Origin of the sequence: Parafrigoribacterium soli, assembly GCF_040227235.1 — a bacterium.
GTDB classification, from domain to species: Bacteria; Actinomycetota; Actinomycetes; order Actinomycetales; family Microbacteriaceae; genus Parafrigoribacterium_A; species Parafrigoribacterium_A soli.
Map to the genome: position 1 here is coordinate 597,787 of NZ_JBELNZ010000004.1, position 16,653 is coordinate 614,439.

Annotated in this window: 18 protein-coding genes and 1 pseudogene; 10 read left to right on the plus strand and 9 right to left on the minus strand. The window is 67.2% G+C overall.

Annotated features, from left to right (window positions below):
• The first annotated feature begins 37 nt into the window (after positions 1 to 37).
• The 4 genes from ABUA37_RS14085 to ABUA37_RS14100 all read left to right on the plus strand — a co-directional run bounded on the left by ABUA37_RS14085 (position 38) and on the right by ABUA37_RS14100 (position 3,850).
• Entirely contained in the window at positions 38 to 2,101 is a 2,064-nt protein-coding gene (locus ABUA37_RS14085; RefSeq protein WP_407075387.1) for an APC family permease, read from the plus strand.
• On the plus strand, positions 2,101 to 2,523 hold the full coding sequence (locus ABUA37_RS14090; RefSeq protein WP_349899845.1) for a fluoride efflux transporter FluC: 423 nt from the start codon (positions 2,101 to 2,103) through the stop codon (positions 2,521 to 2,523). The genes ABUA37_RS14085 and ABUA37_RS14090 overlap by 1 nt, the downstream gene beginning before the upstream one ends.
• Complete coding sequence (locus ABUA37_RS14095) at positions 2,520 to 2,990, plus strand: fluoride efflux transporter FluC (protein WP_349899846.1); 471 nt, start codon at positions 2,520 to 2,522, stop codon at positions 2,988 to 2,990. Before ABUA37_RS14090 ends, ABUA37_RS14095 begins: the two co-directional genes overlap by 4 nt.
• Before the next feature lie 155 nt (positions 2,991 to 3,145).
• Positions 3,146 to 3,850: an alpha/beta hydrolase gene (locus ABUA37_RS14100; protein ID WP_349899847.1), complete on the plus strand. Its 705-nt coding sequence runs from the start codon at positions 3,146 to 3,148 to the stop codon at positions 3,848 to 3,850.
• 23 nt (positions 3,851 to 3,873) lie between these two features.
• Here ABUA37_RS14100 and ABUA37_RS14105 read toward each other — a convergent pair whose 3' ends face one another.
• Positions 3,874 to 4,974 carry an NAD(P)-binding domain-containing protein gene (locus ABUA37_RS14105; protein WP_349899848.1) on the minus strand — a complete coding sequence of 367 codons (1,101 nt, stop codon included), beginning with the start codon at positions 4,972 to 4,974 and terminating at the stop codon, positions 3,874 to 3,876.
• A gap of 153 nt (positions 4,975 to 5,127) precedes the next feature.
• Between ABUA37_RS14105 and ABUA37_RS14110 the strand changes: the two genes are divergently transcribed.
• Entirely contained in the window at positions 5,128 to 5,364 is a 237-nt protein-coding gene (locus ABUA37_RS14110; protein ID WP_349899849.1) for a DUF3073 domain-containing protein, read from the plus strand.
• A 58-nt stretch (positions 5,365 to 5,422) separates the two neighbouring features.
• On the opposite strand, the gene purM is transcribed toward ABUA37_RS14110, so the two are convergent.
• Positions 5,423 to 6,517 (minus strand): phosphoribosylformylglycinamidine cyclo-ligase, encoded by a 1,095-nt coding sequence (gene purM / locus ABUA37_RS14115; RefSeq protein WP_349899850.1) that lies wholly within the window; start codon positions 6,515 to 6,517, stop codon positions 5,423 to 5,425.
• A gap of 86 nt (positions 6,518 to 6,603) precedes the next feature.
• On the opposite strand from purM, the gene purF reads away from it, so the two are divergent.
• Complete coding sequence (purF, locus tag ABUA37_RS14120) at positions 6,604 to 8,061, plus strand: amidophosphoribosyltransferase (RefSeq protein WP_349899851.1); 1,458 nt, start codon at positions 6,604 to 6,606, stop codon at positions 8,059 to 8,061.
• On the opposite strand, the gene ABUA37_RS14125 is transcribed toward purF, so the two are convergent.
• Genes ABUA37_RS14125 through ABUA37_RS14135 form a run of 3 tightly spaced genes read right to left on the minus strand, consistent with a single transcriptional unit; the run spans position 8,054 to position 9,025 of the window.
• A complete protein-coding gene (locus tag ABUA37_RS14125) occupies positions 8,054 to 8,383 on the minus strand; it encodes a hypothetical protein (RefSeq protein ID WP_349899852.1) in 330 nt (109 codons plus the stop codon). The two genes, purF and ABUA37_RS14125, sit on opposite strands and share 8 nt — an antisense overlap.
• A 19-nt stretch (positions 8,384 to 8,402) precedes the next feature.
• The gene (locus tag ABUA37_RS14130; protein WP_349899853.1) at positions 8,403 to 8,768 is read right to left on the minus strand and encodes a sterol carrier family protein; all 366 of its coding nucleotides are present in this window, start codon (positions 8,766 to 8,768) and stop codon (positions 8,403 to 8,405) included.
• Between the two features lie 50 nt (positions 8,769 to 8,818).
• Entirely contained in the window at positions 8,819 to 9,025 is a 207-nt protein-coding gene (locus tag ABUA37_RS14135) for a KTSC domain-containing protein (RefSeq protein ID WP_349899854.1), read from the minus strand.
• A gap of 184 nt (positions 9,026 to 9,209) precedes the next feature.
• Between ABUA37_RS14135 and purD the strand changes: the two genes are divergently transcribed.
• The gene (purD, locus tag ABUA37_RS14140; protein WP_349899855.1) at positions 9,210 to 10,460 is read left to right on the plus strand and encodes a phosphoribosylamine--glycine ligase; all 1,251 of its coding nucleotides are present in this window, start codon (positions 9,210 to 9,212) and stop codon (positions 10,458 to 10,460) included.
• Positions 10,461 to 10,515: 55 nt separating this feature from the next.
• Here the strand turns inward: purD and ABUA37_RS14145 are convergent, their stop codons facing one another.
• Positions 10,516 to 11,025, minus strand: coding sequence for a hypothetical protein (locus ABUA37_RS14145; RefSeq protein ID WP_349899856.1), 510 nt, complete (start codon positions 11,023 to 11,025; stop codon positions 10,516 to 10,518).
• 154 nt (positions 11,026 to 11,179) lie between these two features.
• Here ABUA37_RS14145 and ABUA37_RS14150 point away from each other — a divergent pair, with 154 nt between their 5' ends.
• Both ABUA37_RS14150 and ABUA37_RS14155 read left to right on the plus strand, forming a co-directional pair.
• A complete protein-coding gene (locus ABUA37_RS14150) occupies positions 11,180 to 12,157 on the plus strand; it encodes a phosphoribosylaminoimidazolesuccinocarboxamide synthase (protein WP_349899857.1) in 978 nt (325 codons plus the stop codon).
• A gap of 56 nt (positions 12,158 to 12,213) precedes the next feature.
• The gene (locus ABUA37_RS14155) at positions 12,214 to 13,077 is read left to right on the plus strand and encodes a VOC family protein (RefSeq protein ID WP_349899858.1); all 864 of its coding nucleotides are present in this window, start codon (positions 12,214 to 12,216) and stop codon (positions 13,075 to 13,077) included.
• 129 nt (positions 13,078 to 13,206) lie between these two features.
• Here the strand turns inward: ABUA37_RS14155 and ABUA37_RS14160 are convergent.
• The 3 genes and pseudogenes from ABUA37_RS14160 to ABUA37_RS14170 all read right to left on the minus strand — a co-directional run.
• A pseudogene (locus tag ABUA37_RS14160) lies at positions 13,207 to 13,638 on the minus strand (signal peptidase I); the annotation flags it as partial.
• Between the two features lie 2 nt (positions 13,639 to 13,640).
• The gene (locus ABUA37_RS14165; RefSeq protein ID WP_349899859.1) at positions 13,641 to 14,831 is read right to left on the minus strand and encodes a fibronectin type III domain-containing protein; all 1,191 of its coding nucleotides are present in this window, start codon (positions 14,829 to 14,831) and stop codon (positions 13,641 to 13,643) included.
• 79 nt (positions 14,832 to 14,910) lie between these two features.
• Positions 14,911 to 15,447 (minus strand): alternate-type signal peptide domain-containing protein, encoded by a 537-nt coding sequence (locus ABUA37_RS14170; RefSeq protein ID WP_349899860.1) that lies wholly within the window; start codon positions 15,445 to 15,447, stop codon positions 14,911 to 14,913.
• A 430-nt stretch (positions 15,448 to 15,877) separates the two neighbouring features.
• Here ABUA37_RS14170 and ABUA37_RS14175 point away from each other — a divergent pair, with 430 nt between their 5' ends.
• Entirely contained in the window at positions 15,878 to 16,507 is a 630-nt protein-coding gene (locus ABUA37_RS14175; protein WP_349899861.1) for a nucleoside/nucleotide kinase family protein, read from the plus strand.
• Positions 16,508 to 16,653 lie beyond the last annotated feature (146 nt).

Here is a 16,653-nt window from a genome sequence, read left to right on the forward strand (position 1 = left end):
GTCGACACCGTGATCCCGCATCCTTCCAACAGGTGTAGTGTCGCTCCTCGTGACTAACGAAGTTCGGTCGCCTAAAAGGTGGTTGATCGGCGAACCGCTATCCTCCGAAAAGCTCGAGGGACAGCTACTCCCGAAGCACTTGGCGCTACCTATTTTTGCGAGTGACGCCCTCTCCTCCGTTGCCTACGCACCGGAGCAGCTGCTCCTCATCCTCACGCTCGGCGGCCTCGCCTTCCTGAGCTTCACACCGTGGATCGCGGCGGCCGTTGTGCTGCTGCTGATCGTGGTGGTCGCCTCGTATCGGCAGCTCATCAAGGCGTATCCCTCCGGCGGCGGCGACTACGAGGTGGCCCACCGCAACCTGGGCGAGAAGGCCGGACTGGTGGTGGCCTCCGCCCTGCTGGTGGACTACATCCTCACCGTGACCGTGTCGATCGCCAGTGGCGTCGACAACATCATCTCCGCGTTCCCGGGCCTCAACGGGGTGCGCGTCGAGATGTCGGTGTTCTTCATCATCCTGCTCGCCGCGATCAACCTGCGCGGAGTGTCGGAGTCGAGCAAGGCGTTCGCACTGCCGACCTACCTCTTCATCGCCAGCATCGCGATCATGGTCATCACCGCCCTGGTTCGCGCGGCCTTCGGCGAGACGCCCATCGCATCATCGGCCGCATACACGGTCAAGCCCGAGACTCTCACGCAGGTCGGTTTCGTCCTCCTGTTGCTGCGAGCCTTTGCCAGCGGATGTAGTGCCCTTACCGGCGTCGAGGCGATCGCCAACGGCGTACAGGCCTTCCGTCGTCCCAAGATCAAGAACGCCCAGCGCACGCTCGTGCTCATGGGCGGAATCGCCATCGTGCTCTTTGTCGGCATCACCGCGGTGGCCATCATCAGCCGGGTGCACTACGCGGAGGCCTCCTGTGACCTCATCGGCTGGAAGGAGTGCGCAAGCCAGCCGCAACCGAGCGTCATTGCCCAGATCGCCGCGGCGACCTTCCCGGGCGCCGGGCGCTTCATGTTCTACATCATCCAGGCCGCGACGGCGCTCGTGCTGCTCCTGGCCGCGAACACCGCGTTCAATGGCTTCCCGCTGCTCGGCTCCGTGCTCGCCCGCGACGCCTACGCGCCCAAGTCGCTGCAGACCCGCGGTGACCGTCTCGTCTACTCGAACGGCGTGCTGCTGCTGAGCCTGGCCGCCATCATCCTCGAGGTGATCTTCGCGGCCGACGTGACCCGGCTCATCCAGCTCTACATCATCGGCGTCTTCATCTCCTTCACGCTCGGACAGTCGGGCATGGTCGTGCACTGGACCCGGATGCTGCGCGAGGGCTGCGACAACCGCGGCCAGGTCATCCGCAGCCGCATGATCAATGCGACCGGCGCGCTCTTCACCGCGATCGTGCTCGTCGTCGTCACCATCACGAAGTTCACCCACGGCGCCTGGCTCGTGTTCGTGATCATGCCGGTGCTGTACACGCTCATGCTCGGTGTGAACCGCTATTACAAGGAGGTCGAACGCGAAATCACGGTGGATGCGACGACCACCTTCGGTGCCACCGGCGACCATGCGATTGTGCTCGTCGGCGGCATGCGCAAGCCCACGCTGAAGGCACTCGACTACGCGATCGCGGCGAGGCACGCGAGCATCGAGGCCGTGCACGTGAACATCGATGACGAGGCGACCGAGCTGCTGGAGAAGCAGTGGGTGGATCAGAACATCCGCGTTCCGCTCCGAGTCGTCGAGTCGCCGTACCGCGATATCAGCATGCCGCTCATCAAATACATCAAGGCCAGGCGCGTGGAGTACGGCTCCGAGGTCGTCACCGTCTACACGCCGCTCTACATCGTGGGCCACTGGTGGGAGCACCTGCTGCACAACCACAAGGCGAGGCGCATCCGCCAGAAGCTCGCCTTGTGCCACGGCGTCACCATCGCGCTCGTGCCGTGGCTCCTCGACTCGTCGAACGTGCTTTACTCGAGACCATCCCGGCCGCTTCCCGGGCAGTCGAGACGCGGTGAGCCGCGCCGACCCATCGTGAGAAAGCCGCTGCCGCCCGCGGTCACACCGACGGCGCCCAAGCAGACTCCGACGGCGCTTAAGTAGTGGCGCGCGGAGTGGCGCCCGGCTGGCGCGAGGTCGTGGCGGTGCTCGCGGGCGGAATGCTCGGAACCGGCCTGCGCCTTCTGGCCGACACGCTGCTGCCACACGACACCTCCGCTTTCCCGATCAGCACACTGGTCGTCAACGTGGTCGGCGCGTTCGTTCTCGGCACGCTCGTCTCAAGCGTGTGGACCCGGCCGCGCACGCCCAACTGGGCGAAGGCGGGGCTCGGTGCCGGGCTCCTCGGATCGTTCACCACCTTCTCCGCGCTCGTCACGTCGCTCCTCGTCGAGGCCACGCACGGGATGTGGTGGCTGGCGGTCGTCTACCTGCTCGCCTCGTTGCTGCTGGGCTTCGCTGCCGCGGCGCTCGGTCTTCGTGTGGGCCACCGTCCGCCTCCGCGCCCCGACCTGGTGGACGAGTGAGCGCCGGCGTCTTCATCGCGGTGCTCCTCGCGGGCGCCGTGGGGGCTCTGCTGCGCTACGGGGTGTCACTCGCCTTCGCCCGGCCCAGCTCGCTGAGACTCCGGTCGCTGAGCTTGCGGTCGCTGAGCTTGTCGAAGCGCTCCCGGTCGCTGAGCCTGTCGAAGCGCCGACCCACCACCGACTTCCCGCGCGCCGTGCTCGTCGTCAACGTCATCGGTTCGGCGCTCAGCGGAGCGCTGCTGGCGCTCGCCCAAGGCCGCGGGCTCTCCGCGGATGCCTTCCTCATCCTCGTCACGGGCCTCTGCGGCGGCCTCACAACCTTCAGCACCTGGTCGGTCGAGACCATGCAGCTCGTGATCGAGGGACGGATGCGCGTGGCGCTCTCGAATGTCTGCCTTAACCTCCTGCTCGGGCTCGCGGCCGCCGCGCTCTGCTACTTCGCCGTACTCGCCGTCGCGGGCCAGTAGCGCTGGCCCAGCCCCGCGGCCGAACGGCGACGCGGTCCCCTATTTTGCTGTCAGCGGATGTGGCCGCCCTGCTCGCCTTCGCGCCATACGGTGGAGAAACACGGCCCGGCGCGATCCCGCTCCGATGCGAGGAGCCGTTCGGAAGGGACCACCTCATGGAACTGATCTTCACTCACGGCGCTCTGGTGCGTGACGGGCAGTGGTGGTGGAAGCGCGCCGCCGACCTGCTCGAGGAACGCACGGGCATCCGAAGCCGGTCGGTTCTGCTGCCGTCGACCGGCGAAACCACCACGGATGAGGCGGCCGGCGGCCTCGTTGCCGACGCCGCGGCACTCCGTCGCGAACTCGATGACGTCGACTCCGCGATCGTGGTCGGCCACTCCTATGGCGGCACGGTCATCGCCGAGGCGGGGCGGCATCCGGCGGTCGCGCACCTGCTCTACGTCTCGTCGTACCTGCCGGATGTCGGACAGTCGCAGGCCGCGATCGTGAGCGGCGAGAGCGACCCGGTCTCCATTGGCGACAACGGGGACGGCACGTTGAGCGTGTCGGGCTACGATGCCTCCTCCTTCGCGGCGCGGTTTCTGCAGGACGCGGACGAAGCGGCGCAGGTTCAGGCCTGGGAGCGCGTGACCGCGCAGTCGGCCGGCGCGTTCATGACGCCCACGAGTGCCGCAGGCTGGGAGGGCGTCGATTCGACCTACGTCGTCTGCGGGCAGGATCGCAGCACCTCTCTCGAGCTGCAGCGGTTTCACGCGGCACGCGCGACGCGCTCCGTCGAGCTGCCGACCGGGCACCACCCCTTCATCTCCCGGCCCGACCTCGTCGTCGATGAGATCCAGTCGCTGCTGCACGCCTGAACCGGGCGCGGCCTCAGCGCCCGCTAGAGGTTGGAGAGCTGCGCCACCACATGGCGGGCGATCTGGCGACCCGCGCGGTTCGCGCCGATCGTGGATGCCTGCGGGCCGTAGCCTGCGAAGAAGATGCGCGGATCCTTCCAGGAGGAACCCTGCCCGACGGTGACGCCGCCGGCCTTCTCCCTCAGCCGCAGCGGAGCGAGGTGTCTGAGCTCCGGGCGGAAGCCGGTAGACCAGAGGATGGCATCCGCGTGCTGGAAGGTGCCGTCTGCCCAGCGCACGCCATCCGTTTCGATCGAGGAGAACATCGGCTTGGCGTCGAGCAGGCCGCGTTCGATAGCCGACTGGATGCGCCTGGTGCGCGGGACCCCGGTGCCGCTGACGATGCTCGGCAGGGCCCGCCCTGCACGAGCGGCCTCGTCCTGCATGGCGACCGCTGCCGCACCGGCCTCGAGGTTGAGTTCGCCCTCGTTGAGAAACTCGACCGGCCGCCGACTCACCCAGGTGAGTTCGGATGCGACGTTCTCCAGTTCCAGGAGGAAGCCGATGGCCGAGGTTCCCCCGCCGACGACCACGACGCTCTGCCCGGCGAAGTCCTGCGCCGATCCGTAGTCGGTCGTGTGCACGTGGCGCCCGGCGAAGTCGTTCAGACCCGGATACCACGGGATGAAGGGTGAGCCCCAGGTTCCCGTGGCGTTCACGACGAGCTGGGTGACGAGCTCCTTGTCTCCCTGCACCGAGCCATCGTGGTACGCGACGATGAGGTCGGTGCCGCGGTCGAACACCGAGGTGACATTGACCGGCCTGCGTACCTGCAGCCCGTAGTGATCCTCGTACTGCCGGTAGAAGTCGGCCACGACATCCTTCGCGGGGAGCGTGCGATCGGCGTCTTCGAAGGTGAGGCCGAGTTCGTCCATGCCCGGGAGGTCATTGATGCGGTGCGCCGAACCGATGCGCAGCGCCTCCCAGCGCAGCTGCCACGCGCCTCCCGTGCCCGGGCCGCGATCGAACACGACGAAGTCCTGCCCAGGCACGAGCCCGAGTCGCTGAAGATAGTAGGAAACCGCGAGCCCCGCCTGCCCGGCGCCGATGACGACAACGGAGGTCGTACCGGCGTCAGGACTCATTCTTTAACGTTACCGTCGCACGGCTGGGGGATGCCGCAACGGGTCCGCTCGGCGCTGCATGCTAAAGTAGGCCGTTAGTTTTGGAAGTTCCTTGTTGGTCAATCTCGAGCGGATCATCGCTCGCTCGGGTAGTAATCGTGAGGGGGTCAAGCCATGGGGCGCGGCCGTCAAAAAGCAAAGCACACGAAGGTCGCCCGCGAGCTGAAGTACTTCAGCCCGGACACGAACTACAACGCGCTCGAACGCGAACTCGGGCATGCCGTTCCGGGCTCCCCCGCCGTCAGCGAACGGCTCGAAGAAGACCTCGAAAAGTGGCCGGAATTCAACGCACCGGCCGGATATTCCGACGACGAATTCGAGTCGGAAAGCGGCAAGAACAAGACCGCCTGACTCACCCGCTGGTTGAGTAGAAGCGAGCGCCAGCGAGCGTATCGAAACCCCCGCGAATTCAGCTCGCGTAAGCGCCGACCAGTCGCACGGCTCCGCCGTCCACACCCTTGGCGCCCTGCTCGAAGCCCTCGAAATTGCGCGTCGCCATGGACACCGTGCCGGCCTGCCAGGCCGGGATGCCCGTGGCGGCCAGTCGATCGATCGTGCCGGCCACGGCATCCGCCGCCACCACCGCGATCATGCCGATGCCGAGGTTCCAGGTTCCCTCGGCGTCCTCCAGCCGCATGCCACCCATCTCGGCGAGCACGCGGAACACGGGGGCCGGCGACCAGCTGGAGCGGTCGAGCTCGGCCCAGGAACCGAGAGGCAGCACGCGCGCGAGGTTCGCGGCGATGCCGCCACCGGTGACGTGACTGAGCGCGTGGATGGCGCCCGGCGCATCCGCGAGCACGCCCAGGAGCGGCGAGGTGTAGAGCCGCGTCGGCTCGAGCAGCACCTCGCCCACCACGCCGCCGAGGTCATCCGAGCGATCGGAGTACCCGAGGTCGTTGCTCGCCAGGATGTGCCTGACCAGCGAGTAACCGTTCGAGTGCAGACCGGATGACGCGAGCGCGACAACGACGTCGCCATCCTTCACGAGGTGAGCGCCCAGCAGCGCGTCCGCCTCCACCGCGCCGGTGGCCGCCCCGGCGACGTCGTAATCGTCCGGCCCGAGCAGGCCGGGGTGTTCCGCGGTCTCGCCGCCGACGAGAGCCGTGCCGGTCTCTGCGCAACCGCGCGCGATGCCTGCCACGATCTGCGCGATCCGCTCGGGAACCACGCGACCGCAGGCGATGTAGTCCGTCATGAAGAGGGGCTTCGCGCCCACCACGACGATGTCATCGACGACCATGCCCACGAGGTCCTGGCCGATGGTGTCGTGCTTGTCGAGTGCCTGGGCGATCGCAACCTTGGTGCCCACGCCATCCGTGGAGGTTGCCAGCAGCGGCCGCCTGAACGACGTGAGATACGACACGTCGAAGAGGCCCGCAAAGCCACCGACGCCGCCGAACACCTGGGGGCCGTGAGTCTTCGACACGGCCGACTTCATGAGCTCGACTGCGAGGTCACCCGCCGCGGTGTCGACCCCGGCTTCGGCGTACTTGTTGGCCATGAATCGGTTCCGTTCCCGCGGTGGTAAGACTCGTGAAAGACTGGTCTAAAGCAACCACAATCCTACGGTCTGGAGACTGCACGCGAATGTGCGGCATTGTCGGCATTGTTTCTTCGGAACCCGCCAACCAACTGGTTTACGACAGCCTTCTGCTGCTACAGCATCGCGGCCAGGACTCGACGGGCATCGCCACCGCTGATGGGCGTACCTTCCACGTGCACAAGGCCAAGGGCCAGGTGCGCGAGGCCTACCGCACGCGCGACATGCGCGCGCTGCCGGGCACGATGGGCCTAGGCCACGTGCGCTACGCCACCAAGGGCTCGGCCGACAACGAGGATGAGGCGCAGCCCTTCTACGTGAACGCGCCCTACGGCATCGTCCTGGTGCACAACGGCAACCTCACCAACACCCGCGAGCTGACGCAGGAGCTGTTCCACGTCGACCGCCGGCACCTCAACACCGGCTCAGACACCGAGCTGCTGGTCAACGTGCTCGCGCACGAACTGCAGGAGCAGGTCTCGGGGCTCGATCTCGATCCCGACCAGATCTTCGCGGCCGTCGAGCGGGTGCACGAGCGCGTCGAGGGCTCCTACGCCGCAATCGCGCTGATCGCCGGCTACGGGCTGCTCGCCTTCCGCGACCCCTACGGCATCCGCCCGCTCGTGCTGGGCCGTCGCAAGCGCGGCTTTCTCGAGACCGAGTGGGTCGTCGCATCCGAATCTCTCGTGCTCGAGAGCGGCGGCTACGAGCTGGTTCGGGATGTCGCCCCAGGCGAGGCCGTGTTCATCGCGGTCGACGGCGAGATGGTCTCCAAGCAGTGCGCAAAGAACCCGCGCCTGATCCCCTGCTCGTTCGAGTACGTCTACCTCGCGAGGCCGGACTCGATCATGAACGGCATCTCCGTGTACGACGCCCGGCTGCGACTCGGCAACCGGCTCGCCGACACGATCGAGCGATACGCACCGGCCGGCGACATCGACGTCGTGATGCCGATTCCCGACTCGTCGAGGCCGGCCGCCATGCAGGTGGCGCAGAAGCTCGGCATCGAATACCGCGAGGGCTTCTACAAGAACCGCTACATCGGCCGCACGTTCATCATGCCCGGGCAGGCCGAACGCAAGAAGTCGGTGAAGCAGAAGCTCAACGCGATGGGCTCTGAGTTCAAGGGCAAGAACATCCTCATCGTCGATGACTCGATCGTGCGCGGCACCACCTCGAAGGAGATCGTGCAGATGGCCCGCGAGGCCGGCGCGAACACGGTCACCTTCACCTCCGCGGCACCGCCCGTGCGTTTTCCGCACGTGTACGGCATCAACATGCCGTCGCGTCAGGAGCTCATCGCCCACGGGCGCAAGATTCCCGAGATCAACACGGAGCTCGGTGCCGACCACCTCATCTACCAGGAGGTCGCGGACATGCAGGCGGCCATCCTCGAGGGATCGAACATCGAGAGCCTAGAGATGAGTTGCTTCACCGGCGAGTACGTGACCGGCACGGTGACGCCGGAGTACCTGGACTGGGTGGAGCGCACTCAGCTCAGCTGAGTTCGGCGCGCCCTTGCTCGTCGAGGGCGGCGTTCTCGAGCGCGGCATTCTCGACCGTCGTGCGCTCCGCCGGCAGCGTCTTCGCTCGCCTCGTGGATGCGCGGTCAAACAACACGGCAATCACGCCACCGATGACGACCCCGAACGGCACGCCGTAGACGCAGAAGTAGCCGAACAGCGCGGCGAACCCGATGGCGGGGTCGGCCGGCTGCAGTGCGGTGACGATGAGCGTGCCGAGCAGGCCGACGAGCGCTCCCAGCACCAGGAACACGGGAATCTTCGGTGCGCGGCGGATGGTGACCTGCGTCTCGGTGCTGCTCATGTCATCCATTCTCCCACGGCTAGCCGCGGCGCCAGCGGATGGGAAGGTGCTGGCTCAGGTCGGCGCGGGAGCCGGATGCAGCGATCACGCCGCGCGAGCGAGCCTCGGCCCACTGCTCGGCGCCGGTTGCAATCGCGAGCCAGGTTGCGGCATCCGTCTCTACCACGTTCGGCGGGGTGCCGCGAGTGTGTCCAGGACCCTCGATGCACTGCACGGCCCCGAACGGCGGCACGCGCACCTCCACGGAGTTGCCGGGGGCGTCGTCCGCGAGCAGCTGCAGCAGGTAGCGCACGGCCATCGCCGTCGTGTCGCGCGTGGGATTATCCGCGAGCGCCGCCTGCACCGCGGTGCCGCCCGCGGCATCCGGGATGCGTGCCTTAGCCATTCGACCACGCTAGCCGAGTGACGCTAGCCGAGGAGTGCGATCCGCACGGCTCAGGCAATCCGCCGATACGGGTGGGACTTGACCTGCTCCGAGAACACGGTCCACGGATGCGGCTGGGCCGCGAGCAGCGCGTCGTGCAGTTCCGGGTCGACGTCGTCGTACTCGTAGACACCACCACTCTCGAAGCGCACGGTGAGCACGCGGCGTTCGGCGTCGTAGTCGACGCCGGTGAGCGCATCCGACTCGATCGGCTCCATCCGTCCAGCCAAGCACGGCGCCCACGACAGTCAAGCCCTCGCGGCGGCACCTTCGGAAATTCAGGAGTCTGGTCGTGCGCCGGTTGCGGTGTGCGCAGAAAGCTGCCGCCCGGGCGCCAGAGTCCTGAGTTTCCGAAGGGGCGGGGCGGCCGCAACCCGCCGCGCGCGCCGCTACTCTGTTCAGGTGAGAATCCTCGTCCTCGGATCCGGCGCGCGCGAGCATGCCATCGTCACCGCATTGCTGGCAGAGGATGCCGGCCATCAGATCACCGTCGCACCCGGCAACGCCGGCATCGCCGCTGAAGTAGAGGTCATCTCCCTCGACCCCAGCAACGGCGACGTCGTGACGACCTTCGCTCTCGACAACGCCATCGAACTCGTGGTCATCGGTCCGGAGGCGCCGCTCGTCGCCGGCGTCGCTGACAAGCTGCGCCGCCGCGGCATCGCCGTGTTCGGCCCCGGCAAGGCCGCGGCACAACTTGAGGGCAGCAAGACCTTCGCCAAGCGCATCATGGACGAGGCGGGCGTGCCTACCGGGCGCGCGGTTCGCGCATCGGACATCACCGAGGTGGCGACCGCGCTCGACGCCTACGGCGCCCCGTACGTCGTGAAGGCCGATGGCCTGGCTGCGGGCAAGGGCGTGCTCGTCACGGAAGACCGCGATGCCGCGCTCGCCCACGCCGAATACTGGCTCTCCCACGGCAGCGTGCTGGTCGAGGAATTCCTCGCCGGCCAGGAGGTGTCACTCTTCCTCCTCTCCGACGGCGAGACCGTGCTGCCGCTCTCGCCCGCACAGGATTACAAGCGCCTCGGCGACGCGGATGAGGGCCCCAACACGGGCGGAATGGGCGCGTACTCGCCGCTTCCGTGGCTTCCATCCGGCTTCGTGGACGAGGTGATCGACACCATCGCGCTGCCGACCGTGCGCCAGCTCGCCGCCGAGGGAACACCCTTTATCGGTCTGCTGTACTGCGGCCTGATCGTGACCGAGCGCGGCATTCGGGTGATCGAATTCAACGCGAGATTTGGCGACCCCGAGACGCAGGTCGTCCTTCCGCGCCTGATCACCCCGCTGAGTGGATTGCTCCTCGCGGCGGCGACAGGGCGTCTCGGCGGGCTGCCCAGGCCAAAGTTCTCGGATGACGTGGCCGTCACGATCGTGCTCGCCAGCGAAGGCTACCCCGAGGCCTCGATCACGGGCCGGGTGATCACCGGGCTGGACACGGCCCTCGCCATCCACGGGGTGACGATCGCGCACGCCGCGACCGCCGTCTCGGACGAGGAACTCGTCGCGACCGGTGGTCGTGTGCTCAGCGTCGTCGCCACCGGAAGCGACTTCGCCGAGGCCCGCTCCCGCGCCTACCGCGCGCTCGACGCGATCGAGCTCGAGGGCGGACAGTACCGCAGCGACATCGCGGCGCGCGTCGCCGACTAGTCCTGTCGTCGGACACCTGGCCCGAACATCCGCCTGCCGCACGGAACAACGAAGGCTAGAGCCCGACCCACCACCCGACTATCGCAAGAGCGATGACGACCACGCCGGCGCACAGTGCGATGACCGGGTGGCGACGAAACAGCGGGTAGAGGAGCTGGCCGCCCACGGCGCACCAGGCGCCGATCGCCGAGACGTACATCGCGGCGAATACTGCAATCCCGTCCAGGCTGGGAATGAACGTTGCCACCACAAGCACGGCAAGGCCCAGGGCGAGTCCGGCAATCCCGGCAAGCAGCACGACGACCGCCCGATGCAGGTTCAGCTTCGTGACCAGGGATACGAGCGGGTACCCGATCAGCAGGGCAACCGCGATGACAATGGGGGTCGCCCTCGCGATCAGCTCGAGTACGGCCCTGATCCACGGGACGCCTGCGGATGACGGGCTTCCGACGACGAGAAAAACGACCCCGGTGAGCATCGCCACCAAGACCGCGGCAAGGTAGTTCACCAGATCCATCACGCGCGCGCGTCGCGGATCCTCGCCTACTTCGTCAACGATTCTCATCCGTTCTCACCATTGCAGTGCACGGCCGCCCACTCCGCATCCGTCTCGGCGCGTTCATTATTCAGGAGGTGACGGGGCTGCCGGACTGGCTGCGGTCACGCCGATCAGCCGTCATCCGCCACATCCGTCACACCACCTCCTGAATAATGAAGGGGTGAGCAGCGACAACAAGAGCGACGAGAAGACCCTGCCCGGCTGGACCCACGTGTACTCCGGCAAGGTGCGCGATCTCTACGTCGAAGACGGGCAGAGTCTCGACACCGCCGAGCGGGTACTCGTGGTCGCGAGCGACCGGGTCAGCGCCTTCGACTTTGTGCTGTCTCCCGGCATCCCGGGCAAGGGCGAGCTGCTCACCACGCTGAGCCTCTGGTGGTTCGACCAGCTCGACGGCATCCCGAACCACCTGCTCGCCGACCACGAACTGCGCGGCGACACCGTCACAGACCTGATTCCGGATGCCGTGGCCGGCCGGGCGATGCTCGTGCGCTCCCTCGAGATGTTCCCCATCGAGTGCGTGGTGCGCGGATATCTCGTCGGAAGCGGATGGGCGGAGTACCAGCAGTCGCAGAGCGTCTGCGGCGTCGCGCTCCCCGCCGGACTCTCCAACGGCGACCGGCTGCCCGAACCCATCTTTACCCCCGCGTTCAAGGCGGAACTCGGCGACCACGACGAGAACATCAGCTTCGAGCGCACGGTCGAGCTCGTGGGCGCCGAGGCCGCGGAGTCGTTGCGCTCGCTCAGCCTCGAGGTCTTCCGCCGGGCATCCGCAATCGCCGAGAAGCGCGGCGTGATCTTGGCAGACACGAAGTTCGAGTTCGGTCGCAATCGGGAGACCGGGGTCATCACCCTCGCCGACGAGGTGCTCACGAGCGACTCGAGCCGGTACTGGGATGCTGCCGTCTACGCATCCGGCAACCGCACCGAGAGCTTCGACAAGCAGATCGTGCGCAACTGGCTTGCGGCGCACTGGGATAAGACCGGCACCCCACCTGAGTTGCCCACCGAGATCGTGGAGCAGACCGCGGCCCGCTACCGAGAGCTCATCGAGCGGCTGACCGGGAGCCGACGCACGCCGGGCGTGGTCGTTCCCGTCGACCCCGCCACTGCCACCATTTGCGAAGGCTGCGAATAGCGGGAATAGTTGTAGCTGCAACTAAGTTGTATGGTGGAGACAGGAAAGGGACCACCATGAGCAACGACCTTCTCGCCGCAGACACCTCCATGGGACCGGTGACCCTGCTCGTCGGCGACCTCGACGCGATGACGAGGTACTACCGCGACGCCGTGTCCCTCCGCGTGCTGAGCGAGGCCGGCGACACCGTAACGCTCGGGCGAGGCACGACGGAGGTCGTCATCCTGAAGCACGCCCCCGAGCTGAAGCACGCGAGCCAGCGCGAGGCCGGGCTCTACCACACGGCGATCCTGTTCGACAGCGAGGAGGCGCTCGCCGCGTCCGTCTATTCGGTCGCGCAGAAGTATCCCAACACCTTCACCGGCAGCGCGGACCATCTCGTGAGCAAGGCCTTCTACTTCACCGACCCGGAGGGCAACGGCGTCGAGCTGTACTGGGATCGCGACCGCACCGCCTGGAGCTGGGCGCACGGCCAGGTCGAGATGTCGACGCTCTACCTCGACCCGAACTCCTTCCTGCAGGAGAACCTCAGCGAATCGGGCGTCGCCGAGCCGGTCATCGGCGGCGCGCGAGTCGGTCACGTGCACCTGCAGGTGGGCGACGTCGCCACGGCGCGCGAGTTCTACGTGAACCGGCTCGGCTTCGCATCCACCGCCGAGCTCGGCGACTCAGCGCTCTTCGTGAGCGCGGGTGGATATCACCATCACATGGCGATGAACACCTGGAACTCGAGGGGCGCCGGTCCGCGGCAGCGCGCGCTGGGGCTGTCCCGCATCGATATAGCCGTGCCAACGCCGGATGACATGGGAGCGCTGATCGAGCGGATGTCGCACCACGGCATCCAGACCCGCGACGACGGCAGCACGGTCACCTTCGACGACCCGTGGGCGAACACGATCTCGGTGGCGTCCGCGAGCTGAGTGCGCCGTGACGGCAACCCGCTTGCGCCGCGCGGCCTCGACCGTTCCGCGCACGAGCATGTACGCCGCGTAGCCGAGGATGAGCACGCCGAGCGCGGGAACGATCCAGTCGCGCTCGGGACCGTTGAGCGCCTGGCTGAGGTGTCCGATGAGCGGCACGCTGTACCAGACGACCCCTTTGACCTGCTCTGCGAGCACCACCGGGTCGGCATCCGAATTGTTGTCGCCCTTCGTGACGAAACTGAAGCTGCCGTCGCTCATGGAGTTCACCGCGATGACCCGGTGGGAGATGACCGCCGGGTCACCCGATCGGATCTGGTAGGTCATGACGTCGCCGACGGCGATCCGGTCGACGGGCGTCGGTTTGACGATGACGAGGGTGCCGGGCGGCAGCGTGGGTTCCATCGAACTGGTGAGGATCGACATGGGGACCGCCCCGGCAAACTTGGGCACGACGATGGCGGCGACCGCCACGAGCAGGATGAGCCCGAGCAGCCCGACCGCGAGCCCGCGGCCGATGGCGCCGAGTGCAGCGCGGGTGCGAGGAGAGTTCTTCATCATGATCACCCGCAGTTGTAGGTTCGGTAGCTCGGTTGCCCCAGCACGAGGGTTCCCCTGCCCATGACGGCGCGGCCGTTGTTGGGCAGTATCTGGCGCACTTCGATCGAGGCGGAGCCCGCCGGCAGCGAGTTGATGTACGTCATGTCATTGCCGGGAATCATGACGTAGGGGTTCCAGCCATCGGCGATGTTGCCCACGATCGTGTTGTTGACGAGAAGCTCGTAGGTCATCGTGCTCTGGTCCCCCGCCGGCTGTGGCCAGCTGTACTTCACCGACCAGCCGCCGGATGTGGCGCAGACGAGCGCCGGGACCGTCTTGACCACGAGGGCCGCGGATGCCGGCGAGACGTTGCCAGCGGCATCCCGAGCGGCCACCGTGTAGCTGTAGCTCGTGCCGGCCGCGAGCCCGGAATCGGTGAATACCGTGGTGGGCGCCGTCACGGTCGCCACGAGGGTCGTGCCGCGGTACACGAGATAGTCCTTCACGCCCACGTTGTCGGTTGAGGCGTTCCAACTGAGGCGCGTCGAGGTCATGGTCGTCGAGGATGCGGCAAGTCCGGTTGGCGTGCTCGGCCTGGCGTCATCCGTGAAGGACTGCGTGACGTCAACCGACGCTACGCTGCTCCAGCCGCCGATCTTCAGCGTCGCCGACAGGGTCGGATACACGGTGGCGCCACTCGAGAAACCGGTGACGGCACCGATCGTCGTGCGCACGCAGTACGCCTGGGTCGCGCCGGCCGCGAGGCTTCCGCTGAGCGCGGGGAAGGCGGACCAGGTGCCGGTCACGGCCGAGACGGGCGAGCCGCAGGTCGCCACCGACGCCGTTTTCCAGACGACGACCATGACGTTCCTGGCGAGGGTGGCATCCGAACCGCTGCGCAGCGTCGCGACCGTGGCAAAGGTGGCCGCCGCGGTGCCGCTGTTCGTCACCGTGAAGCCGCCCGTCTTCGACGTCGTCGACGACGAATAGGTGATCGCAAGGCTGGGGCTGACGGCCACGGCCGCGGTGAGGGAGCCAGACTGGATGCTGCCCGCGCTCACCGCGGTCGTCGAGTTCCACAGTGCGTAGCTGCCCGCACTCGGGAGGCCGAGCCCGAGCCCGACGATGCCCGCCACGCCGAGCGCAACGAGCGCCCAGCCGCGCGATGCCGCTGATCGCGTCGCGCGGTGGCGAGCGCGTGACCGTGCGTTCATCTCATCGTCTCCCTGCTCGAAGCTGCCGCGCGCCGCCGGTCAATGGCCTTGCTGGCGTCTGCCCGGCCTCGCCGCGTGACTACTTGACCGGCGTCGTCTGCTGCAGCGTGAAGGTCAGCGCGCTGAAGTTCGCGGTGCCGGACTGTCCGCCGGTGGCGCTCGAGGGGAGCGAGACGGTGAGGACGACGTTGACGGTCGCGGGCGTGGCGCTCTGCGTCACGGTGATGGTGCTGCCGTTCACGGTGACGTTCGGGCTGGCGGAGGTCACGGCGAGCGAGCTGGTGAGCCCGGTGATCGTGCCGGAGAGCGTGGAGGCGTTGTAGCTCAGGGTCGCCGAGAGGTCGTTGCCGGTCGCGGTGATGGTGAGGGGCTGCGAGTAGGTGACGGTGTTGCCCGGCACGATCTTGAAGGTCGTGGGGTCGATAGTGGTTGCCGGCGAGTTGGTGACGTTCGACCACACTCCGGTGCCGGCCTTGCTCAGCGCGAGGGTGCCCGAGCTGATCGACCCGGCGTCGACGCTCGTGCTGCTGTTCCAGAGTGCGAAGGTGCCGGCACCCCCGAGGAGGAGGGCGGTCCCGGCGGCTGCGGCGATGACGCCGCTGAGAATCTTGTTCATTGTGGTGCTCCTTGGTCGTGGAGGGATTGCTGGCGGGCAGCACCACAGAGCTTGTGCCTCTGGGGACCGTCCGCCGCAACCCCGGGGCAAGTGCTCCAGATTCGGGTATCTGGAGCGCAGGAACACTCGGTGACGAGTGTCTTTGTCGTGTTCCGGTGTCAATGCTAGATGTCCGCATTTATGCGGACAATGGCTTGTACCCCCCAGTGCTGGGGCCAGCGTTTGAGGGTCTCCACAATGGACCGGACAGGCCTGTCCGGGGCCTTGTGGGGTTCCTCCATTTCGACGATTTCACAGCTCCGTGAGCGCTCCCAGGGCACGCAATGGTGGTCGGCGGATAGCATTCTCGGTGTGGGAAAAGTCAGTGGGACCGGAGCAATTCCGCCGCTCCGGGCGCGCTGCCTGCGACGAGGGAATCACCATCGATAGCGTGAACGAGCTCACCAGCCTCGGCGCGATCGCGCGCCTGATCAAGGAGGCGGGATCGACCAAGCGACGGGTACTCGTCGGCATCGTCGGGCCGCCCGCGGCGGGCAAGTCCACGATCGCCGAGAAGCTCGTGCAACTGCTCGGGCCCACGAGCGCCGTGCTCGGCATGGACGGCTTTCACCTGCCGCAGCGAACACTCGTGAAACTCGGCAAGCGCGACCGCATGGGCGCCCCCGACACCTTCGACGTGGACGGTTTCGTCTCGCTGCTCATCACGCTGTCGGGCAACACGGGTGCGACGGTGCTCGCGCCCGGATTCGACCGGGAGATCGAAGAGCCGATTCCGGAGGCGATCCGGCTCGGCCCGGAGCTGAAGACCATCGTGGTAGAGGGCAACTATCTGCTTCACGACTCCGGCGGGTGGGAGCGGGTCGCACCGCTTCTCGACCTGAGCTTCTTCGTACGAATCGAGCACGACATCCGGATGGCCAGGCTCGTCGAGCGCCACATCCGATACGGCAAGACTCCGGATGCCGCACTCGCCTGGGCGACCGGCCCCGACGCCGACAACGCGCGTCTCATCGGCGCGACCGCGGAGCGAGCGGACTACATCATCGACATCGCCCAGTAGCCGCGAGCGCGACGCGCGCCTCAGGGCACGCGCCGCGGGACAGCCGACTAGGTGTACTCGGTCATGACGTTGGTGACACTCGGCTGATTGGTGGTTTGCCTCCGCAGGCGGTGTGTGGTCGATCGTAGTTGTAGTGGTTCAGCCAG